Here is a 21563-nt window from a genome sequence, read left to right as displayed (position 1 = left end):
CCAGCCCAGACCACATTATTAAGGTATGGCAGAAGAAACGGTGCATCTTGCAGGCAAGCTACTTGTGGCGATGCCGGGTATGGGCGATCCACGTTTTGCCCATAGCGTGATCTACATGTGTGCCCATGACGACGAAGGCAGCATGGGCCTGATCGTCAACAAACCGCAGACCAATGTGGATTTCAGCAATCTTCTGGAAGAGCTTGAGATCGCGCGTGGTCCTAATGCGCGCGACATTCGCGTGCATTTTGGCGGACCGGTTGAGCTGGGGCGCGGCTTTGTTCTGCATTCAAGCGATTACGCGGCGGCTCATGGCACGTTGCAGGTCGATGATCACGTGGGCATGACGGCAACCCTGGAAGTGCTGGAGGATCTTGCCCAGGGCAAGGGGCCGAAAACCTCAATGCTTGCATTGGGTTATGCCGGTTGGGGGCCGGGGCAGCTTGATCGGGAGATCGCACGAAACGGCTGGCTTATTTGCGACCCGCGCGAGGACATCATCTTTGGCCGCGCGAACGAGCATAAATGGACAGGTGCCCTGAAAATGATGGGGATTGACCCGCTTTTGTTGTCAGAGACGGCCGGGCGCGCCTGAGCGCAAGCATTTGTCAGGAGCCAGTGCCGATCAGCGTTTGCATGATCGCAATGGCATTGTCGCTTGCCCAGTCAGCATCGCCCTGCATCCGCGCGATTTCATTTCCTTCGGGGTCCAAAACGATGGTCACCGGCAGGCCAAGCACACCCAGACTGCGCGCCAGGTTTTGCCGCGCGTCGGTGTGGAGTGGCAGGTTGTCCACGCCGATTTCCTCAAAAAAGCGCTGCATGCCGGGCAACGGGTTACGTCCGGTTGCAATCGTCACAACCTCCATGTCGTCGCCACCAAGCTGGGTTTGTAACGCTGACAAAAGCGGCATTTCATGACGACAGGGCGCGCACCAGGTCGCCCAGAAATTCAGGACCACATGTTTGCCCTGATAGGCGTCCAGCGTCATTTCGGTGCCGTCCTCGCCCATGAACGGCACATCCGAACTTGCGATGGGTTCAGCATGAAAGATCAGCTTGCGCATATCGCCTTCGCGCATCGCATCTGCAGTCGCAATATCGGCGGCGCCCGGATTTGCAACGCTGAGAAGGGCCGTATAAAGCAGGGCTGACAATAACTTGCGCATAGGCTGTTTCCTTCATGACCAAATCCGCGAACACGATGTGGGGCGGGCGTTTTGCCGCCGGACCCGATGCGATTATGGAGGCGATCAATGCCTCAATCGGGTTCGACCGCCGCCTTGCACCGCAGGACATCGCAGGTTCACGGGCCCATGCGGCAATGCTCGCCGCGACAGGCATAATTACCGATAACGATGCTGCGGCGATCCGGGAAGGTCTGCTCACCGTTTTGTCAGAGATTGAAACGGGGGAGTTTCCGTTTTCTGCCGCCTTGGAAGACATCCACATGAATGTCGAGGCGCGGCTGAAAGAGCTGATTGGAGAGCCTGCGGGGCGGCTCCATACAGCACGGTCGCGCAATGATCAGGTAGCCGTCGATTTCCGGCTTTGGGTTCGGGACCAATGCGATGCGGCGGACGCGGCGCTCGGCGCGCTTTGCCAAGCGCTTCTCGCGCAGGCAGAGGCGGGGGCGGACTGGGTCATGCCGGGTTTCACCCATCTGCAGACCGCGCAGCCGGTAACCTGGGGCCATCATATGCTGGCCTATGTTGAGATGTTTGCGCGTGACCGGTCGCGTTTCGCGGATGCGCGCAAGCGGATGAACCTGTCACCTTTGGGGGCAGCGGCGCTGGCGGGTACGTCATTTCCGATTGATCGTGAGATGACGGCGAAGGCACTCGGCTTTGACGCGCCGATGGCCAATTCGCTTGATGCGGTATCGGATCGGGATTTCGCTTTGGAGTTTCTCGCCGCTGCCAGCATCTGTGCGATGCATCTGAGCCGTCTGGCCGAAGAACTGGTGATCTGGTCGAGCGCGCAGTTCCGGTTTGTAACCATGTCGGACAAATGGTCGACTGGCTCTTCCATCATGCCGCAAAAGCGCAACCCCGATGCGGCAGAGCTGATCCGCGCCAAGATCGGTCGCATTTTCGGGGCGAATGTGGCCCTGATGACGGTGATGAAGGGCCTGCCGCTGACCTATTCCAAGGACATGCAGGAAGACAAGGAGCAGGTCTTTGATGCCGCTGACAACCTGATGCTGGCACTGGCCGCCATGACGGGGATGGTTGGCGACATGACTGCCAACCGAGACAACCTGAAAGCCGCAGCCTCCAGCGGGTTTTCGACCGCCACTGACCTTGCCGATTGGCTGGTGCGTGAACTTGGGCTACCGTTCCGTGAGGCGCATCACATCACCGGTGCGCTTGTCGCTTTGGCCGAGGAGAAAGGATGCGACTTGCCGGATCTGACGCTGGAAGAGATGCAAAAGACGCACGCAGGCATCCGCGCGGACGTCTTTGACGTGCTGGGCGTTGAAAACTCGGTGGCCTCACGCACCAGTTTTGGCGGCACCGCACCGGCAAATGTGCGCGCGCAGATCGCGCATTGGTCACAAAAACTCAATGCATGAGGCTTCGAGATGAAAATGATCGCTTTGATACTGGGTCTAGCGGCTTTGGCCGCATGTGGTGCAAATGGTCCGCCGCTTGAGCCCAACGCAAATGTCGGCCTCAGCGTCGGCTCAAATGGTGTGAACACAACTGCGGGCATCGGAGCCTCAAACGGCACCCTCTCAGTGGGGCTGAGACTCTGATGCGGATTATCTACCTTTTGCTGGCCACCTGGGGCACCGTGCATCCGATGTATTACTTCATCTCCTGGTTTCAGGAGAATGGCTGGAGCATCATGGCGATGGTGGATGCGTGGCATGTGAACAACGCAACAAGCGGGCTGGTCTGGGATCTCACGATAGCCGCCGTCGCGCTGACCATCTGGATCATTGCTGAGGCGTTCAAGACCAAGAACTATCTGAGCATGATTGCGATCCCTGCAACTTTCTGCATCGGCGTCAGCTGTGGCTTGCCTCTTTATCTCTATCTGCGCGAACGCGTCGTCTATTACAAAGACAAGCACACCGTCCGCGTTTAGGGTTGGCCAGCGCCAGCGATCTGCTATGTCCAATTCTGGTTTTGGACGAGGATCGCAAGCGTGGACCATTTTCTTTATCGTGACGGCGCGCTTTTTGCCGAGGATGTGGCGATTGCGGAGATTGCGGCTTCGGTCGGGACACCGTTCTATGTCTATTCGACGGCTACGCTGACCCGCCACTTCAGGCTGTTTGACGAGGCGCTGGGCTTTGCGGATCATCTGGTCTGCTATGCGATGAAATCCGCTTCAAATCAGGCCATTATCAAGGTCCTCGCTGATGCAGGCGCGGGGATGGATGTCGTCTCGGGCGGGGAATACCTGCGCGCCAAGGCGGCGGGCGTCCCCGGTGAACGGATTGTCTTTTCCGGGGTCGGCAAGACCGCTGATGAGATGCGGATGGCGCTGGAGGGCGGTATCCGGCAGTTCAACATCGAATCCGAACCCGAAATGCTGGTTCTGGACCGGGTGGCGCAATCGATGGGAGTGGTGGCGCCCATCACCGTGCGGGTGAACCCCGATGTCGATGCAAAAACGCATGCGAAGATCGCGACGGGCAAATCCGAGAACAAGTTTGGCATTCCGATCAGCCGCGCGCGTGAGGTTTATGCGATGGCGGCGAAGTTGCCGGGGCTGAAAGTCATCGGGATTGATGTTCATATCGGCTCACAACTGACGGAATTGGCGCCCTTTGAAGCCGCATACCGGAAAGTTGCAGAGCTTACCGAACAACTGCGTGCGGACGGGCACGAGATCAAGCGGCTCGATCTGGGCGGTGGACTTGGCATCCCCTATGCCCGCTCGAATGAGGCGCCGCCTCTGCCCACAGATTACGGCGCGCTGATCGAACGCACTGTCGGTCACCTTGGCTGCGAGATCGAGATTGAGCCGGGGCGCCTGATTTCGGGCAATGCCGGTCTGATGGTGTCCAAGGTCATTTATGTCAAATCTGGAGAGGATCGGGACTTTCTGATCCTTGACGGTGCGATGAATGACCTCATTCGGCCCGCCATGTACGAGGCATGGCACGACATCGTGCCGGTGATTGAGCCCGAACCGGGTGCCAAACCAGCAAAGTATGACATCGTCGGCCCCGTGTGCGAAACCGGTGACACCTTTGCCAAAGGCCGTATCATGCCCGCCGTGGCTCCGGATGATCTGGTCGCGTTCCGCTCTGCCGGGGCTTATGGTGCGGTTATGTCATCGGAATACAATTCAAGGCCATTGATCCCAGAGGTTCTTGTGGACCAAGATCAATTTGCAGTTATCCGCCCACGCCCTACCTATGAAGAAATGATTGCGCGCGATACGATGCCATCGTGGTTAGAGTAGTCGCATAACTTCGGAGAGAACCGCTGACAGCCGATCCCGATCAGATGCGACATCTTCAATTGCCGGTCGCCGCGACGCGCGCTGGCATGATCGCGGAAGAAGTTGTGCGGTCATTCTGGCCGCTCTGGACGGTCATCTTCCTGATCCTCGCGCCGCTCATGATGGGGTGGCAGGATCTCGTCCCGCTTGAGGTTTTCTGGGGTGGCGTGGTTGTATCTGTCATCGCGACCCTGACGGCGCTGATCTGGGGCGCGCGGCGTTTTCGTATTCCGACCAAGGCCGAGGCTGTCGCAAGGGTTGATGCCGCATTGCCCGGCCGACCTATCGCGGCCATTGCAGACAGTCAGGCCATTGGTAGTGGCGATGCCGCGTCCGAAGCAGTCTGGCGCGCCCATATGGCCCGCATGGCCGAACGGACGAAGGATGCGCGCGCAATCGAGCCGGACTTGCGCGTCTCGGACCGTGACCCTTACGGTTTGCGGTTTGTCGCGCTCCTGTTCTTTGTGACCGCCTTGCTCTTTGGTTCGCTGCTGCGTGTCGGCTCCGTGGCCGAGATTGCGGCGGGAGGCGAGCAGACGCTGGCGACGGGGCCTGTCTGGGAAGGCTGGGTCGAACCACCTGCCTATACGGGCCGACCTTCCATCTACCTTAACGATGTGCCTGCAGGGCCATTGCGTGTACCAGAGGGCAGCCAGGTCACTTTGCGACTTTACGGTGAGGTCGGAGCGCTAACTGTCGCAGAAACAGTGTCGGGCCGGGTCGAAGACTTGGGTGCGGCATCAGATGCGCAGCAGCAATTCACGATCACGCAATCGGGCGTCTTAACAGTCGTAGGGGTGAATGGCGTCGAATGGAACGTCGTTGCCATCGAAGATATGCCACCGGAAGTCGACCTCACCGGTGAAATCGAAGCTGACGCGATGGGTGAATTGTCTCAGCCCTTTAGCGCGTCCGACGATTATGGCGTGGAAAGCGGGACGGCGACGCTTGCCCTTGATCTGACCGCTGTTGACCGCGTGCATGGGTTGGTGATCGATCCTGATCCGGTAGAACCGCTCGTTCTGGATTTGCCCATGCCCTTCACCGGGGACAGATCCGAATTCGAGGAGTTTCTGATTGAGAATCTCAGCGAACACCCGCTCGCCAATCTGCCCGTGACATTGCAGCTTGAGGTGACGGATGCGGCTGGCCAGACCGGAGCGACCGAACCCGAACCGCTGATCCTGCCCGGTCGCCGCTTTTTCCAACCGTTCGCGCGGGCTGTGATCGAACAGCGGCGCGATCTGATGTGGTCCAAGGCCAATATGCGCCGGGTGAGCCAGATTTTGCGGGCGGTGTCGCATAGGCCCGAGGGGCTGTTTTCGAATGAAACCACGTATCTGCGGCTGCGCACCATCATTCGCCGGCTCGATAACTTCCGTGATGTTGGCCTGACCGATGAAGGACAGGCCGAGATTGTCGAGGCCCTTTGGGATCTCGCCATTCAACTCGAAGACGGGCGGCTTGCCGATGCCCGTGAACGTCTGCGCCGCGCGCAGGAGCGGTTGGCGGAGGCGATGCGCAACGGCGCCTCGGACGAGGAGATCGCCGAGCTGATGCAGGAACTGCGCGAGGCGACCGACGAATACATGCGCATGCTCGCGCAAGAGGCTGAACCGAATGACGGCACCGATCAGGCCGATAACAGCGGCAACAGCCAGCAGATGTCGATGGATGAGCTGCAGGCCTTGATGGACCGCATCGAGGAACTCATGCAGGAAGGCCGCATGGCCGAGGCGCAAGAGCTGATGGAACAGCTCAACCAGATGATGGAGAACATGCGCGTCACCCAAGGTGAAGGCGGTGATGGGCCGCAAACACCCGGCCAGCAATCCATGCAGGATCTGGCAGAGACTTTGCGTGATCAGGAACAATTGTCCGATGATGCGTTCCGCGATCTGCAGGAACAATTCAATCCCGGACAGGGCCAACAACGCCAGCCAGGTCAGCCGGGACAACAGGGACAGCAAGGGCAAGGCCAGCAACCCGGCCAGCCGCAGGGTCAACAGGGTCAGCAGCCGGGCCAGCCAGGTCAGGGTGGCCAGCAGGGTCAGGGCCAGGGTGTTGGTGAAGATTCTCAAAGCGGACAGGTTGGCAATGGCGCCGGTGGCGAGGGCGATCAGGATGCCCGTAGCCTTGCCGAACGTCAGCGCGCTTTGCGCGAGGAATTGCAGCGCCAGCGTGACGGACTTCCCAACCTTGATGGTGAGGCGGGCGACATCGCGCGCCGTTCGCTTGAGCGGGCGGAGGGCGCGATGGAAGGCGCGGAAGATGCGCTGCGCGACGGCGATCTGCCCGAAGCGATTGACCGGCAGGCCGAAGCCATGGATGCACTGCGCAACGGCATGCGCGAATTGGGCCGTGCCCTGGCGCAAAACCAGCAGGCCGAACCCGGTCAGGGATCAGAGCAGGGCCAAGCCTCTGGCCGCCCGGTCCCAGGGCAGCGTGACCCGCTTGGGCGCGAAATGGGCAATACCGGTCAGCTTGGTACCGACCAGCAATTACTGGGCCGTGAAGAGATAAATCGCCGCGCCGAAGAGCTGTTGGGCGAGATCCGACGCCGCTCTGCCGAACAAGACCGCCCACAAGTCGAACGAGATTACCTGCGGCGTCTGCTGGATCAGTTTTAGGCAGACAATGGTCTGTGGTGGCGATCAAGCTCCCACTATTCGTACGGAGCAGCTATCACCCTGTCGTGTTTTCCAGTGGTGAGCCTATTCCAGAAATAGCGGAGCTAGTTGGATCGGACCGTCGAAGTAGGCGAAGGTTCAGTTATGCTCGTATTCATTTATGGAAGCCCAGGCGCTGGAAAAACCACCTTGGCTCTCACGCTCAATCGCAGCTTCGGCTGGCCAGTGCATCGTAAGCGTTGCATCTGACCCCCTAAATTGCCCCTGATCAGCCTGCGTTCGACGGTTTATGATGCATCCAAAAGGATACAGGCATCATGAACTCTCAAGACCTGGGTGGCCTCGCAAGTGATCAGAAAGTCGAAAACGTCTTCCACGCCTTCGGCTATTCCATCCCCGTCGGCAAGGATGGCCGTCGGATGTGGCCCAATAAGCTCAAGAGCGAATTGGCCCGACAGATGGTAACAGGAAAGCTGACAATGGCAGATGTTCAGAAAACCTGTCAGATTTCTGACAAAACAGCATATCGTTGGAAACGAGACTACGGGACGGGGCACAAGAAGAAGTTTGCGCCAAGGGACTCGAAGCAGACGGCCTTTGCCGAGCTGAAAGTGGATCACAATCGGCCAGACGGCCCCAAGGTCGCCGACTTGATCATGCTCAGGTGTGGTGACATCATATTGGAGTTGCCCAGCAGCTACCCCATCAAACAGTTGGCGCAGCTGGTCCACGCTCTGGACGGCAAGACATGATCTCGCCTGCCGGAAACTTCAGATTCTATGTAGCGTCAAAACCCGTCGACTTTCGGAAGGGCATGGATGGCCTCGCCGCCATTGTGATGAACGAATTTGAACTGGATCCCTTCTCTGGTGCGATATTCATCTTTCGCTCCAAACGATCTGATCGCCTGAAGATGATTGTCTGGGATGGGACCGGGTTGGTGCTGGTATACAAGCGGATCGAGGGCAAAGGCTTTGAATGGCCACGGATCAGCGATGGTGTCATCACCATCAACAAGTCTCAGTTTGAGGCGCTTTTCGAAGGACTGGATTGGAAGCGCGTCACAGCACGGCATGCGCGTCGGCCGGCTGCGGTGTGATCGAGCGAGGGAGCAGATTTGCCTCAACTTATCATCGACAATATTCCTGAACCCGTGTTTGTCGCCTTGAAGAACGGCGCTGAGGCGCGTGGCTTGTCGGCAGAAGAATATGCCAAGACACTCATCGCTGAAGCGGTGAGGGAATGCATGGCGACATTTGACGATTCTGGAGATCCGCTTGCAACTGCCAGTGCGCGCGGCGTGCAACGCCTTGCGGAGATCTCGTCACGTGACGACATTTGCGATGCGGACGAGATGGCAGCAATGCTTGGCCTTTCTACTGAAGATGTCGATGATTTGCGACGCGCACAAAAGATGCTTGGGATCACAAGCCCAACTGGCGAAACCAAGTACCCGCGGTGGCAGGTCGGCTCTGACGGAACGCTTCTGGATGGATTGGAAGACGCGCTCGCAATCCTTGGCGACAATGGCATGACAGCCTACCGCATTCTTTGTGGAACCTATCCGGTTGGCGGAGATAACACGATCTATGAGTCCCTGCGGGATGGAAAGAAGGAGCACGTCTTAAAGTGCCTCCAGACCATCGCTCGCGGCGACTTCTTTTGATGATGTCGCTGAAATGGCACCGGGCGCGCGGATTTAACGCTGACGATCGCCCCGATATCTGCCGCCGACCACACGATCTCAATGCATTAAGTGTTACCGAACGTGGAAATCACTGCTGCTTGAAAGTGGACGTGCCGGCAGAATCAACGCGTTTAGATATCAAACCCATGTGGACCGACGACCAACTCCTGAGCTGGGGTGACATCAACGATCCTGCGCAGGCCGCTCAAATCCGTCAGAGCTTTCCGGATGCAGATCCCGCCTATATCAAAGCCTTCCAGGGACTGCTGCGAACGGTACGAGAATTTGAGGCGGCCACCAGTCGCCATTTACAGATTTACGGCGACATTGGAGAGCTATACGGCGCGATCGCGCATGGCATCGTCTTGCATCGGCGCAATGCTGAAGGTTCAGATGGGCGGCTTGGCGACAATTTCGTTGAGATCAAAACAATCTCGCCGTTCAAGAACTGGAAGGCCGTGACTGTCCGCATGGACCGGCATTTCAACCGGCTCTTAGCTGTGCGCGTGATGGGTGATTTCTCTGTTCAAGGGGCGATGGTCTCGCGATCCGATCTTCCAAAGCCAGACGGTCCCGAGCTGATCCTTGAATGGGACTTCTTGCAACAACTCGCATAAGTACCAAATCGGCCCTTCGAATCGTCAAAAAGGCCCTAAGCACTGCCGACATCAACTATTGGTCACGCTACCGTCTGCTTTGCGGCAAACCGCCCTTGCGCTGCAGTTGCGCCAGCGACTCCAATAGCGATTTTGACAGACCCGACTCAACGGGATGCGGCAAACCGCTACTGGTCCATACTTCGGATTCTTCAGCTCAACGCTTCTCAACCACAAAATTTGCTACAAAAATCGTTGCAATCGTGCTGACCAGAACCACAAACAAGCCGATGCCTGCAGTCGCGAATAACACGGTGAAGACCTTGCCAGCATCCGTTGTCGGAACTAGATCGCCAAACCCAATTGTGGCCATTGTCATCACGGAGAAGTAAGCCGCATCCAGCGGACGCCATCCTTCGAGATAGACAAAGACGACTGTGCTGATCGCTACCAGCGAGACCGTCATGGCGAGAAGATGCAGGGAACGTGGATCGAAAATTGCGGAAGCCAAGGCCCGTAATAGGTTGAGGTAGTTTCGGAAGAAGAGGCCCATCACACTTCGCCGTCATCTGAAATCAATACCGCGACCGGGCGCAGGCTTGGTATTTCGGCGAGGATGATCATTACAACGGCGGTCAGCGGGACCGCGAGGATCGCGCCGATGGCCCCCCATAGAAGGGTCCAGAAGGAGAGCGCCAACAGGACTACAAACGCGCTCAGGTTGACAGATTTTCCAAGCATCTTTGGTTCGAGAACATAGCCGACATAGAGCTGCGCGGTCATAAGTGCGATCAGCGCTGCGCCACTTGCGGCCAGTGAGCCGAACTGGCCGAGGCTGAGCAAAACCGGGAAGACGACACCGATAATCGACCCGACATAGGGGATGTAGTTGAATAGCCCGATCAACACAGCCCAGAGCAGGGCGAACTCGATCCCAAGCAGCCACATGATCACGAAGGAGACGGCTGCAAGGATGCCGTTCACCAGAGTTTTCGCGATCAGATAGCCCCCGATCCGCTTGTTGACCTTCATGACCAGCTTGACCGTCTGTTCTGCCGACGTTTCATCGCCAAGTGCGATGCGCAGCTTTCCCGGCATAGTCTTCAGGTCAGCCGCCAAAAATACCGCGTAGCAAATCGCCATGACCAACACAGAGCCAATGCCGGAGACTGTACCAACCGCGCTTTGCACCAATGCCCCCACATCAATGCGCTCCTGGGGCCTTTCAAGAAGGGTGGCCACACTCGGAACCTCTGTCAGCCCCAAGGTGTTCGCAAGGTTGTCGATCAGTGTGTTGAGATTGTCTGCGTAGGTCGGCAGCGAGGCAGCGATGGCCAGTGCATTGTCTGACACAAACAGGGCAAAAAGAACAACGAACAGAACAAAGATGGCCAGAACAATCAGGCTGCGCAGCCGATGATAGTCACGCAACGATGGCAGAACTGACGCCAGCCCTGTTGACGCAGCTGAGAGCAGGTAAACGGATATGACTGCGATAATGACCGGCACAATCAAAGACTGCCCGATCATAAGAAGCCAACCGATCAGGATCACCGATACCAGCGCTGCAGCGGTCGCGTAGAACGGGTTTGTGGACTGCATTTCCACTAACGCACCTCGGCAGTCGACGCACCTGGGACAAGCTCATCACCGTGCCCCTGACGCGAAGCTTCCCACTTCCGGACATCAGCAATGTCAAAGTAGATGCCAATGATGCTGGGAAAGACGAAGATGATCAGGATTGTTGACGCCAAGAGACCGAACGCGACCGCTGCCACCAATGGAACCAAGACCGCCGCTTGCGGGCTGGTTTCAAACACCATCGGGATCAGGCCAACAAATGTCGTAGAGAAGGACAGCATGACAGGGCGGAACCGGTGACGTACCGCTTCGATGGCCGCAGTCAGGTAATCGTCGCCTTCAATTTCAGCTTCAAAGAAGGTCATGAACAAGATCGCGTTGTTGACCACGACGCCAGCCAGTGATGCAAATCCTATGAAACTTGGCATGGAGATATCCATCCCAAGCGCCATGTGACCAAATACTGTGCCTATCAGCGCAAACGGAATCGACAACATGATCATGAACGGCAGGGTGTAGCTGTGAAACTGGAACGCCAGGATCAGATAAACGCCAACAAGGCCGGTCAAAAGGGCGATCATGATGGACGTGCTGGCCTCATTCGTTGATTCAGCCGCACCGCCAATACTTATCGTTACATCTGGGAAATCAGCTTGAAGCAACGGCCCCAGCTCATCCGTGATCACACGACTTATTTCGTTCGCCGTCGTGGCATCACGGTCGATGTTGCCGACGATGCTGGCCACAGCCAAACCGTTTCGGCGCGTGATCTGCGCATAGGAACTTGTCACTTCAATGTCCGCAATCGTACCAAGGGCAACCTGGTCGCCTCCCGGCACGGTCAACGGGAACTGTTCCAAATCAGCGATGGTGGGCACAGTGTCACCTAGCTCAACACGAACAGAAACGTCGGAGAGTTGCTGCCTAAAGGTGTCCGTTTCCGTGCCAGAGAATGCTGATCGCAACTGCGAGGTGATGGCCTGCGGTGTGAGACCAATCACGTAGCCGAATTCATTCAAGGCAAGCCGGATTTCCGGTCGTCCGCCAAAGAAATCCTGAAAGGCTTCCGTCACGTCGTCGCGCTGGATCAATTCTGCCTGCAACCGCCCGGATGCGGCTTCCAATTGCGCCAGATCACGCGAGCGCAATTCGACATCGAGGTCGCTTCCGCCTGGACCACCGGCCACTTGTGCGAAGTTGCTTTGCACGACATCCGCAATGGGGCCGGTTTCCTCCCGCCATAGGGTCAGGATGTCATCTGCTGCGGCGTTGCGAAGGTCGCTTCCCAGAAGGTCAACCGTAATCGTTGCCGTGTAAGGGCCATTGTCCTTTACATCTCGGTTCGTCGCATAGCTCACCAAAACGCGCTGCACGAGGGGCTGACCGCCCTCTGTACTCGGTGTGTAGGCTGCATCTACGGCATCTAAGCCAGCGATGATTTGAGCAACGACATCTTCTGTCCGTTCGATGGGCAAACCGGAGCTGAGAGCAATCCGCGCTTCTATCGTATCTCCATCCGTGGCCGGGAAACCGATGATCTTGATCATGCCAGACGCCAGAACGCCAACAGTGACAATCAGGATCGCAAAGACACTACTGAGCGTCAGATAACGAACCTTCATCAGTGCCGAAGCAACGGGGATGACAAGGCCATCGCGAATGCGATCCAACATACGCGGCACGAAACGCTGCGCGTTCTTTTCGGGGTCCCCTTTCGTATGGCTCATGTGGTTTGGGAGAATGAGAAAGGCTTCGATCAGGCTCGCCATGAGGGTCAGCAAAAGCACTGCCGGGATGACCTTCAGGATTGCACCGAGGCCACCAGACAGGAACATAAGCGGCCCGAACACGCAGGCCGTTGTGAGGAACGAAGACAGCACACCGGGCATCACTTCCGTTGCACCTCTGACCGCGGCCTCACGTATCCCCATCGAACGTCGCCATTTGGCGATGTTGTCAGCAATGACGATACTGTCATCCATGATCAGACCAATCGCCATGAGCAGCGCGATCAAGGAAATCATGTTGATGGTGATGCTAAAGAGGCTCATCGCAAAGATACCGCCGAGGAACGAGAATGGCAGCGCGAGCGAAATCCAAACCGCCTCACTGATCGAAAAGAACAGGCACATGACCAACACGACGAGTGCGAGGCTCATCATCGCGTTCTGCAGGACGAGGTTGATCTGGATTTCGACATTCTCGGTCATGTTGCTCACGACCGTCAGGTTCAGCGTCTCGGGATAGCGGGCCTCGACCTCAGCCAACAACGCCTCGACCTGATCGAAGGCTTCTATCGCATCATCGTCTTTGCGTTTGCTGACTTGAACAATGGCCGCGCGTTCTCCGTCGATAAACGACTGCAATTCCGGCGATACTTCGGTCAACGTGATCTGAGCCACGTCAATCAGACGCACAATGCCGCCCGCGTCGTTCTCGATCAGGACAAGGTTTTCCAGATCGGAGAGAGACCGGCGCGCATCGAAGTAGCGCAGCGTCACCTCGCGCCCTGTGGTCTGCACGGTGCCGAGTGGCGCACGCAAACTGCGTTCGCTGACAGCGTTGGACACATCCTGCGGGCTGATCCCAAAGCGGCGGAGCGCCGATTGATCAAAGGAGATCCGAAACTCAGCTTCCGATATGCCCGTCACATCCGCCGTTGCGATCCGTGACAGGCTGGCCAGCTCGCCTGCCAACTCATCAGCAAAACGGATCAACCCGTCTCGCGTATCAATGCCTGAGATTGCGATGGAGGCGATAGCTTCAGTTTGCCCGAGGATTGAGACTGAAGGCCCTTCCGCATCGGCCGGAAAACCGTTGATGCTGGACACCTCTGACGACACATCGTTGTAAAACTGTCCGATATCGCCGCCTTCTGCCATCGTCAGCGTCGCCGTCGCCCGGTTTTCGACGGATAGGCATTGCAACTCATCGAGGTTGTTCACTGCACCAAGCGCTTCATCGAGAACAAGACACACTTGTTCGTCCACGTCGCTTGCGGATGCACCTGGATACGTCACAGAAACAGAGACTTCGGTCGATGCGAACTCAGGGAAGCTCTCGCGTTCCATTGCGCTCAAGACTGAAAAACCTAGGAAGGCGACGGCGATTAGAACAAGATTGGCGGCAATAGGGTGCCGCGCAAAATAAGAAATCATGGCGCTATTCCCTGTCTACATACAAAGGCTCAAGCGACATGCCAATGATGGCCGGTCGCGGATCGGACAACACAACCCTGTCACCCGAGCTAAGGCCCTCGGCAATCGTAACCTGATCGTCCTGAACTGCCCCTGTCACGACCGGACGGCGGGCCAGTTGGTCGCTTTGATCAGCGACATAGACGAAAATTTCACCTTTATCCTGGCGGATGGCGTCACGCGGCACGCGGATGGCTGGCAGAGCCTCTGCTGCAATCAAACGCACTTCCACAAATGTCCCGTTGATCAACGGCGGGCCAGGACGTTGGAGGCTTGGTTGCGTAGGTTCATCAACACGCACGACAAGCCCCACAGTTCCGGTTGTCGCGTCAGCGCTGCCGTCAAATCGGACAAGTTCAGCGGGCCAGGTTGTCACTTCCGCACCGCTTGTCACGCGAACCTCCGCGCTGAGGCCAAACTGTCGGAGGATTTCAAAGGCATCCCCCGCTTCCATTCCGACAATGGCGTTACGGTCAATGGTGCCTTCCAAGGATCCAAAGAAATTCCCTAGAACGCGCGTTTGAAACTCCGCAACAACCTCGGACGAAGCGGTGCTTTCGATGGAGACGAGCGTATCACCAGTGCGGATATACTGGCCGAACGAAACACCCCGCTCGATTACGCGACCGGTCAGCGGGATCGAGACAGCCGTATTGGCAAGTGCGCGTTCTGCTTCTTCGATTTCGACTGTGCGGGTCGCAATGGTCGCTTCAAGCGAAGTGCGTTGCGCAGGCAGAAGCCGGAGGGAGTTTTCAAGGTTCAGAACCACCTTTTCCTGCGCTAGCAGCGCACGCACCGAGGCGTCAACGGTGGCCTGGGGCACGCTGCCGCGCTCCAATAGGGTTTGCTGCCGTTCCAGCTCACCGCGCAAGACATCCTCAATCCGCGTTTCCAGCTCGATTGTTGAGCGTGTGTTAGCTTCGGTCGCTTCAAGCTCTTCGAGGCTGGCAAGGGCGCTGTCCCGCGCGGCGGTCGCCCTGGCCAATGCGATTTCATAATCCCGTGGGTCAATCCGGACGATTTCTGTGCCTTCGGACAAAACGCGGCCGACATCGAGGTCATCGGCAACGAACACCGTACGGCCCTCCACTTGGGAGATGGCCGACCACGTGTCTTCAGCTTCCACACGACCATAGCCAACAGCAAAGGGGACGATGCTCGTTTCGGCCAAGGTGAGCGTTCTGACCGGGGTCACCGTTTCAACAACGGACTGCGCCTCTAGCTCCGGGTCAGGCGTCGTCAGCCAAATGTAGCCAGCAATGCCAAGCGCAATAGGTGGGATGAAGAGAAGCGGTCGCAAGTTCATAAGTGAGGATCCACGAGCTGATCAACGGCGCATCGACAGCGCGTTGAGGATGACAAAAGAAAAAACAAAAAGAGCAGCGCAATAAGCTGCGATTACCGCGCTGCACATCCAAAGAAATGCCGGAGCAATCATGCCGGCGAGGAAAGACAGATCGACAAAAAGAGCGGCGAGAAGGGCGAGCCCCAGAATGACCCGGCCCGTCAGGCCATGGTCATTTTCCGTCCGTAGGATGACCGGCGCCAGCCGCCACGGCAGCAGCAATGTCGCAAGTGCAATCGGGCCTTCGTCTTCTGACCGCATCCCCCGATTCTGATCTTGGACGATGCGTCTGGTCATGCTTACGCCGCCCGTTCGGCTTTTGAGAGGCGTGGCTTGAATGCGCCCATGACCATTTCCGTGATCAGAGGGATGACGTTTGACATGCCGACAAGTGCCTCGCGGCCTTCAAGCGCGTGGAACGCCTCGCTCAACTCACCGGCTGGAATGGAAGCCTCTGCCAACGCAAGGATTTCCGGCATCATGGGCACAAGGAAGATGAAGGCGTTTGCCGCGAGAATAGCCGAGCAAACGAGCTTGATCCGCATCCACCATGCGCGCTCGCCAAAGCCGAATCACAAGATCAGATCGGTGACGATCTTGATTCCCAATCCGGGCAAGATCAGGATGTATGCGCTTTGGAGCTTATAGGTGTAGATCGTGATCGCCATTTCTGGTGTTGGATGCGCGAAGATCGCACCGATGACGATGTGTGACAGGATCCCGCCCACATACATGATGGTGGCGATTTCATGGATGAAAGAGAGGGTTTTTCTCATAGGGAGGGATCACTTTGCATCTTCAGCCATCTTACTTGCGAGATGGGACCGCACTTGCGACATGAACCGATAGGCAGCGGCGAGCATTGCGTCCGTGTCGTGACAGGGCGCGGTGCTGCAAGTGTTGAGGTAAAGGGCTTCCAGCGCCTCGCGCTCTGTCCGCGCACGCTGGAGGTCTGATGGCATGAATTGCATCTGCCGCTGTCATTTCTTGATGTTCATGCGCTTGTAGACGAGCCACGCCGCTGGAACAGAAAGCACCTGCCCGATGAGGAATGCGTAGAGAAAGTTCATTCCCGTCGCGATGTCTTGCGTCAGGATGACGATGAACAGCGCGAAGGTGATCATCACAGAAATGATCGCCTGAATGACAACGAACAGCCAGATATTCATAACCGAACTCCTGTTACTTGCGGCTGGCAACCGCGATGTAGAAGATGAGGATCAGGCAGGTCTGCACGAGCAGGCTTGCAATGGCCCCCATCAGAAACCCGAAGCTGTAGAAGTCGCTCAGGCTGAAGAGATACGCGATCCCCGCTGCGATAACGGCCGCGATCACCAGACGCACAGGTAGGGAAAACGCCATGGGTGAGCTGCCTCCGGCCCCTTCCATGCTCGCGGCACTGCTGGCCACGCCTTGACGGATCAGCGATGCCAGCGGCACGGGCAACCAACCGGCGAGGAATATGCCCCAGAATCCGGTCAGGCCCATAGCGCTGAGGATCGCGCCCCATAGGCCGCCTGCGACCAGTCCCACGCCAAGCACGGCGAGCAGAACTGTAGTGATGTTGAATGGTGCGTCTTTCATTTACTTCTCCCTGGAGGCCGATCAGGCCGTTTGTTTTGGCCAGATGACCGGCTTGCACATCGCAACGAAGGCGAGACCGTCAGCGATTGTGCGGATGATTTGATATTGGCCCCAGCTCTTGAGCAGCACCGGGGCCTTGCTTGCGAGGTCCGGATCGGTGGCCTCGATAAACTGAAAGTTGATGGGCATGAGCAGGTACATCGTCACTGGCAAGCTCACGAGGAGCAGCGCCACGGCGATGAGCCAGAACCAGTCTTTGGACACAAAGAACAGGGTCACGCTGGCCACGAGTGCTATGTCGGAGACGATGATCTGGCTTCCGCCAATCTTGAGGATCAACCCTTGGAACACAGGTAGGAACGCCTCGAACGGGGCCGCTGACCAGGCCGGATGGGCCAGAAACATCAGATAGTACGCCGTCCCAAAAGTGACCGCCCCGCCAAGCAGGGCGATCAGTTGCAGGGAAGGTTCAAATCGTTTCATGCGCGATCACCGGAACTCGAAGGCTTCCGTGTGGATCTTGTCGCGGGATACGCCCTCTTTCTTGAGGTCTGCCGTGATGCCGGTCACCATCGGTGACGGCCCACACATGAAATAGTCGTAGCTGTTCAGCGGATCGGGCAGCTTTTGCTTCATCATATCGACACGCGCAAAGTTCCCCTCATCCGAGAAGAGCGGCACGAGAGTGACATTCCCAAGCCGCGCCGCGTGATCCTTCAACTCATCAAGGAAGATGGCGTCTTGTTCTTCGCGCGCGGCGTAAACGAGGTGAATCTGACGGTCATCGCCTTCCTCCATCGCACGAACTTTCGACAGGAAGGGCGTGAGGCCGATCCCACCAGCAAGCCAGATTTGCTTCTTGCCTGCCTTCATCGTGTCGAAACGACCGTAGGGACCGCGCACTTGTACCTTACCACCCGGTTGTAACTCTTCGCGGACCTTCCGGGTCCAGTCTCCCAGCACCTTCATGGTAAAGCGCAGCTTGTCTTCACCGGGGGCACTGGAAATTGTAAATGGATGCGGCTCGTTCCAGCCCTTCCCTTCAATCTCAACGAAGGCGAACTGGCCGGGCTTGAAGTCGAGCATCTTGTCGATCGGCTTCAAAACCACTTCTGTAGCGCGTTCGAGCGCATTGACCGCCTCGATCTCGAACGGCAGTGCTGTGCGCTTATTCATACCAAAGACAGAATACACCAGGGCGACCACGCCCACCGCTGCTGCTAAGATGAGGATGATCCCGGAAGCACTGAACCGCTCGAAGAAGATTCCCGGCGCCGTCATGAAATGGCCAATGATCAAGAAATAGACCAAGCCCATCACCTTGTGCGTCGGACGCCAACGCGAGTACCGGATTTTCCGGTTCAGGGCGATGAAGAGGCCAATCACGAGAAAGATTAAGCCCAACATGCCCAAAGGCACAGAGGGAAACAGCGCATTTGCGATCGGGTCCACGCCTTCCGGAAGTTCCTTTGGCACCCCAAAGAAATGGACCAGAGCCGTGATCGCCGCAAAGACACCAGCAACGCGGTGGACTTGATACATCCGGTCTAACCCGGCGAACCAATCCTCAAAAACCTCAAGACGTGTCGACAGAATGATCGAAGACGTCATGAGCAGGAAGGCAATGCCGCCCAGCATAACTGTGATAGTTGTCCGCCGGTCGTGTTGTTCCGGCGGGAAGGCCAGATGGATGACAGCGAAAAACAGGATCAATCCAACGATGACATAGACGCCTTTTTTCTGTAGCATTGCTGCCCCTCCTCTTTGGGTGCTGGCTTTACTCGGCAGGAGCGGGATTGATCGCGGCGCGGAGAGCGACCATCACCGAAAAACCGCCGGTGAATTCGTCTTCGGTCAGCAGCGCATCGTTATCAGTGTCCGCGCGCTGGAAGTCGAAATTGAGCGATTGCCGGTGCTCTGTGCGTGAAATCACACCATCGCCATTGCGATCCCAAAAGGCATGGACGACGCGCAAAGCTGTCTCATACGCATCTTCACGGCCCGCTTCTGCTGCCAAAGGGGCCATACCGTAATCCCAAGAAAGAAACTCCGGTAGGCTGAGGTTGTTGTCACCGTCAGTGTCCATCGAGACGAACACATCACCACCAAAATTCGAGAATTCGCCCTGGTCGATGAAGCCCCGATTTGCTTCGTCCAATGACGCAAAAGCCATTTGCGCAAGACGTCGACCGTCGGTCTCTTCCTGGGCAGTCGCGGGTACGCTCCAAAGCGTCGCGGCGATCAATGAAAATGTAAGAAGTTTTGCTGCGTCACGCATTGGAATAGCCCCCTTTGGCTTGAAGTGACTCGAATGGTGGTCTTGACTTGCTACTGCGATACTTGCATCTGTAAGGCTTGTAAATGCAAAAAACGAACGCAACACTTGCGTAATGCAAGCATTGGAGCTAAAGCCGATGATCAGGGGATGCTACCTGATGACAGAGATTCAATTGAAAGATCATCGCCGCGAAGAGAGCTTCGGTTTTCTGGTGCAGTCGATTGCGCGGACATTGGACGCGAAGATGAAGGTTGAACTTCAAAAAGTCGGCGTGGACATCAAGATTTTTGCCAATCTGATGATGCTTGGCCAACAGGATGGCATCAACCAACGCGAAATCGGCCAACGGCTTAATTTCCCTGAATATTTTACAAGCCGTAACGTGGATGCTCTTGTCGATGCAGGGTTTGCTGAACGCCGGCCCGATCCCGACAGCCGAAGGTCGTTTCTCGTTTTCCTGACTGACAAAGGCCGGGCAAAAGCAGAAGAACTTCCAGCGATTGTCCGGAGTGTGAATGACGATGTTTTGTCGGACCTCACTAAGACTGAACGCAAGTCGATCATGGCTCTGATGCAAAAAGTCGCAGGTGTTGCCCACAGCTAAGAGGGCAACATGACTAACCTGAAACTGGCGATCCTGATAATCGCGATCCTCGGCAACGGAGCTCTGTTTGGCTTCTATTTCACTATGTCGGTCTCGATCATGCCGGGACTTGATCTGACCGAACCTTACGTCGCCATTGCAGCCAATCAGGACATAGGACGCGCAACGCAGCAATCCCTTTGGTTTGTCGCTCTATTGGGAGCCCCTTTAGCAACACTGATCGCCGTTGTGCTATATTGGAAATCGACCAAAGTGCGAAACTGGCTGCTACTGAGCTTTGCCGGTTGGCTTGCGATGATGCTTGTGACCGTCACAGTAAACGTGCCGCTCAACCAGATCCTGGATGGTCTGACGATCACCGCCGATCAGCCTGATCTTGAGGACCTTTGGGCCAGCTACATTGTTGATTGGCAGAAATGGAACCTGATGCGGGTCGCAGCCAGCGGGTTTTCACTTTTTGCTGCTTCTGTGGCGATGAGACACGTGCCCACGGCCGTGTAGCGGAAATTGGTTCGTTCCGCAGCATCTGGAAGATTAGGCGCTTCCCAAACGTTTGCCGCAGGATCCGCCATTGACTGGTCTTCGATACCATGCCTTTCGCTTCACCCAAGATGAACCACCCGGATGCGGACACTGCCGTCATTTGAACATGGGCCTTTACCAACGCAGCATGCGTTCGCAGGTGCGGCAGGGAATTTTGCTGCATGCAAACGATGTCTCAAAAGCAGCCGTGCGAGTGGGTCGACGTAAGCTGTTTTGAGAGGTGCTGAATTGGGGCTCGGATGTTTACTAGCGCAGACTGTCAGTTCAGCCAAGCTAAGTAGATACCCATTGCAATCCACACCAGGACAATCTGAAGGACCATTGCTACAATGAGAAATTTTGATCGTTTGTAGTCTTTTTTGACGTCGATCTTTTTCATTTTGTTTCTCCAATTTGATCGCAAGAAGCGTGTCGATAGTGGAGAAGCTGCATGCGATGCTTGTGAAGGCCTCGTCGGAAATTTCGATGAAGTCGTCTTTGGGCGAGGCAATCAAATACACATTGAAGCTTTGGGATGGCTTGATTGTGTTTCTGTCTGATGGTCGTGTCGAAGTCGACAACAACGCCGTTGAAAACACGATCCGACCAATCGCGCTGCTACGCAAGAACGCGCTCTTTGCAGGATCGGAAGTGGGCGGCAGGAACTGGGCCGTTATGGCCAGCATCATTGGCACATGTCGCCTCAATGGGATCGAACCCTACGCATATATGACATGGGTGTTCGAAGAGATGGCGAAGGGTCATCCTCGCGCGCAGTACGACAAGTTGCTGCCGTGGAACTGCGCAAAGGGCCGGTTCGGGATCGATTAGTACTGTTACACCCATCACTGATAAATTCCCTGTCCGGCAGCAGCCGGGCAGGCAGCAGGCGTGGGATGACGTTGCCTGTTGTTGGTGTCGTTTCGGCAGGGACGGCGGATAGCGGAAGTTCGCTGCGGTTGCAGAATGTGTATTTGCCGATCACCAAAGCAGCCCCTCATTTCAGGTTTGGATGGATCACCATCGTCCAAACGCTGATCTTTCTTGCTCTTCTTCAGCCATCCGCTCATCTTTAATG

28 protein-coding genes are annotated in these 21563 nt (G+C 56.7%); 14 read left to right on the top strand and 14 right to left on the bottom strand.

All coding sequences use genetic code 11. The features are described 5' to 3' along the window. Positions 1-25: 25 nt before the first annotated feature. Positions 26-595, top strand: coding sequence for a YqgE/AlgH family protein (locus tag SLH49_RS18895; RefSeq protein WP_320270723.1), 570 nt, complete (start codon positions 26-28; stop codon positions 593-595). A 13-nt stretch (positions 596-608) separates the two neighbouring features. Here SLH49_RS18895 and SLH49_RS18890 read toward each other — a convergent pair whose 3' ends face one another. After that, complete coding sequence (locus tag SLH49_RS18890; protein ID WP_320270722.1) at positions 609-1169, bottom strand: TlpA disulfide reductase family protein; 561 nt, start codon at positions 1167-1169, stop codon at positions 609-611. A 14-nt stretch (positions 1170-1183) separates the two neighbouring features. Here SLH49_RS18890 and argH point away from each other — a divergent pair, with 14 nt between their 5' ends. The 9 genes from argH (at position 1184) to SLH49_RS18845 (ending at position 9395) form a co-directional block, all read left to right on the top strand. Beyond that, positions 1184-2575, top strand: a complete 1392-nt coding sequence (gene argH, locus SLH49_RS18885) for an argininosuccinate lyase (RefSeq protein WP_320270720.1) — start codon at positions 1184-1186, stop codon at positions 2573-2575. Positions 2576-2584: 9 nt separating this feature from the next. Further along, positions 2585-2758 (top strand): hypothetical protein, encoded by a 174-nt coding sequence (locus tag SLH49_RS18880; RefSeq protein ID WP_320270719.1) that lies wholly within the window; start codon positions 2585-2587, stop codon positions 2756-2758. Continuing rightward, complete coding sequence (locus SLH49_RS18875; RefSeq protein ID WP_320270718.1) at positions 2758-3093, top strand: DUF2834 domain-containing protein; 336 nt, start codon at positions 2758-2760, stop codon at positions 3091-3093. The genes SLH49_RS18880 and SLH49_RS18875 overlap by 1 nt, the downstream gene beginning before the upstream one ends. Before the next feature lie 60 nt (positions 3094-3153). After that, complete coding sequence (gene lysA, locus SLH49_RS18870) at positions 3154-4422, top strand: diaminopimelate decarboxylase (protein WP_320270717.1); 1269 nt, start codon at positions 3154-3156, stop codon at positions 4420-4422. A gap of 44 nt (positions 4423-4466) precedes the next feature. Then, entirely contained in the window at positions 4467-7091 is a 2625-nt protein-coding gene (locus tag SLH49_RS18865) for a TIGR02302 family protein (protein WP_320270716.1), read from the top strand. Positions 7092-7408: 317 nt separating this feature from the next. Next, a complete protein-coding gene (locus tag SLH49_RS18860) occupies positions 7409-7843 on the top strand; it encodes a hypothetical protein (RefSeq protein ID WP_320270715.1) in 435 nt (144 codons plus the stop codon). Then, positions 7840-8190: an IS66 family insertion sequence element accessory protein TnpB gene (gene tnpB, locus SLH49_RS18855; RefSeq protein WP_320270714.1), complete on the top strand. Its 351-nt coding sequence runs from the start codon at positions 7840-7842 to the stop codon at positions 8188-8190. Before SLH49_RS18860 ends, tnpB begins: the two co-directional genes overlap by 4 nt. Positions 8191-8208: 18 nt before the next feature. Further along, positions 8209-8757, top strand: coding sequence for a hypothetical protein (locus tag SLH49_RS18850; protein ID WP_320270713.1), 549 nt, complete (start codon positions 8209-8211; stop codon positions 8755-8757). Next, a complete protein-coding gene (locus SLH49_RS18845) occupies positions 8757-9395 on the top strand; it encodes a hypothetical protein (protein ID WP_320270712.1) in 639 nt (212 codons plus the stop codon). Before SLH49_RS18850 ends, SLH49_RS18845 begins: the two co-directional genes overlap by 1 nt. Positions 9396-9591: 196 nt before the next feature. Here SLH49_RS18845 and SLH49_RS18840 read toward each other — a convergent pair whose 3' ends face one another. The 13 genes from SLH49_RS18840 to SLH49_RS18780 are packed head-to-tail and all read right to left on the bottom strand — an operon-like array spanning position 9592 to position 19359. Further along, entirely contained in the window at positions 9592-9927 is a 336-nt protein-coding gene (locus SLH49_RS18840) for a potassium channel family protein (RefSeq protein ID WP_320270711.1), read from the bottom strand. After that, positions 9927-10976 carry an AI-2E family transporter gene (locus tag SLH49_RS18835; RefSeq protein WP_320270710.1) on the bottom strand — a complete coding sequence of 350 codons (1050 nt, stop codon included), beginning with the start codon at positions 10974-10976 and terminating at the stop codon, positions 9927-9929. The genes SLH49_RS18840 and SLH49_RS18835 overlap by 1 nt, the downstream gene beginning before the upstream one ends. A 5-nt stretch (positions 10977-10981) precedes the next feature. Continuing rightward, a complete protein-coding gene (locus SLH49_RS18830) occupies positions 10982-14113 on the bottom strand; it encodes an efflux RND transporter permease subunit (RefSeq protein ID WP_320270709.1) in 3132 nt (1043 codons plus the stop codon). A gap of 4 nt (positions 14114-14117) precedes the next feature. Beyond that, entirely contained in the window at positions 14118-15458 is a 1341-nt protein-coding gene (locus SLH49_RS18825; RefSeq protein WP_320270708.1) for a hypothetical protein, read from the bottom strand. Between the two features lie 21 nt (positions 15459-15479). Then, the gene (locus SLH49_RS18820) at positions 15480-15794 is read right to left on the bottom strand and encodes a hypothetical protein (RefSeq protein WP_320270707.1); all 315 of its coding nucleotides are present in this window, start codon (positions 15792-15794) and stop codon (positions 15480-15482) included. Between the two features lie 2 nt (positions 15795-15796). Continuing rightward, entirely contained in the window at positions 15797-16042 is a 246-nt protein-coding gene (locus SLH49_RS18815; RefSeq protein ID WP_320270706.1) for a hypothetical protein, read from the bottom strand. A 27-nt stretch (positions 16043-16069) separates the two neighbouring features. Then, positions 16070-16273 (bottom strand): hypothetical protein, encoded by a 204-nt coding sequence (locus SLH49_RS18810; protein WP_320270705.1) that lies wholly within the window; start codon positions 16271-16273, stop codon positions 16070-16072. Between the two features lie 9 nt (positions 16274-16282). Then, entirely contained in the window at positions 16283-16459 is a 177-nt protein-coding gene (locus tag SLH49_RS18805; RefSeq protein ID WP_320270704.1) for a hypothetical protein, read from the bottom strand. Positions 16460-16477: 18 nt separating this feature from the next. Beyond that, positions 16478-16666, bottom strand: a complete 189-nt coding sequence (locus SLH49_RS18800; protein ID WP_320270703.1) for a hypothetical protein — start codon at positions 16664-16666, stop codon at positions 16478-16480. 13 nt (positions 16667-16679) lie between these two features. Further along, on the bottom strand, positions 16680-17081 hold the full coding sequence (locus SLH49_RS18795; RefSeq protein WP_320270702.1) for a hypothetical protein: 402 nt from the start codon (positions 17079-17081) through the stop codon (positions 16680-16682). Between the two features lie 21 nt (positions 17082-17102). After that, positions 17103-17564 (bottom strand): DUF1772 domain-containing protein, encoded by a 462-nt coding sequence (locus SLH49_RS18790; RefSeq protein WP_320270701.1) that lies wholly within the window; start codon positions 17562-17564, stop codon positions 17103-17105. A 6-nt stretch (positions 17565-17570) separates the two neighbouring features. Then, positions 17571-18830: a ferredoxin reductase family protein gene (locus tag SLH49_RS18785; protein WP_320270700.1), complete on the bottom strand. Its 1260-nt coding sequence runs from the start codon at positions 18828-18830 to the stop codon at positions 17571-17573. Positions 18831-18858: 28 nt separating this feature from the next. Next, positions 18859-19359 carry a signal transduction protein gene (locus SLH49_RS18780; protein WP_320270699.1) on the bottom strand — a complete coding sequence of 167 codons (501 nt, stop codon included), beginning with the start codon at positions 19357-19359 and terminating at the stop codon, positions 18859-18861. A 157-nt stretch (positions 19360-19516) separates the two neighbouring features. Here SLH49_RS18780 and SLH49_RS18775 point away from each other — a divergent pair, with 157 nt between their 5' ends. From SLH49_RS18775 to SLH49_RS18760, 4 genes are all read left to right on the top strand, one after another. Further along, a complete protein-coding gene (locus SLH49_RS18775; RefSeq protein WP_320270698.1) occupies positions 19517-19963 on the top strand; it encodes a MarR family winged helix-turn-helix transcriptional regulator in 447 nt (148 codons plus the stop codon). Between the two features lie 9 nt (positions 19964-19972). Beyond that, positions 19973-20464, top strand: a complete 492-nt coding sequence (locus SLH49_RS18770; protein WP_320270697.1) for a DUF1772 domain-containing protein — start codon at positions 19973-19975, stop codon at positions 20462-20464. A gap of 450 nt (positions 20465-20914) precedes the next feature. Beyond that, positions 20915-21316 carry an IS66 family transposase gene (locus SLH49_RS18765; RefSeq protein WP_320270696.1) on the top strand — a complete coding sequence of 134 codons (402 nt, stop codon included), beginning with the start codon at positions 20915-20917 and terminating at the stop codon, positions 21314-21316. Between the two features lie 65 nt (positions 21317-21381). Beyond that, positions 21382-21561, top strand: coding sequence for a hypothetical protein (locus tag SLH49_RS18760; RefSeq protein WP_320270695.1), 180 nt, complete (start codon positions 21382-21384; stop codon positions 21559-21561). Positions 21562-21563 lie beyond the last annotated feature (2 nt).

It is taken from the genome of Cognatiyoonia sp. IB215446 (assembly GCF_033963825.1).
Lineage (GTDB): Bacteria > Pseudomonadota > Alphaproteobacteria > Rhodobacterales > Rhodobacteraceae > Yoonia.
This window is presented reverse-complemented; position numbering and strand designations above follow the sequence as displayed.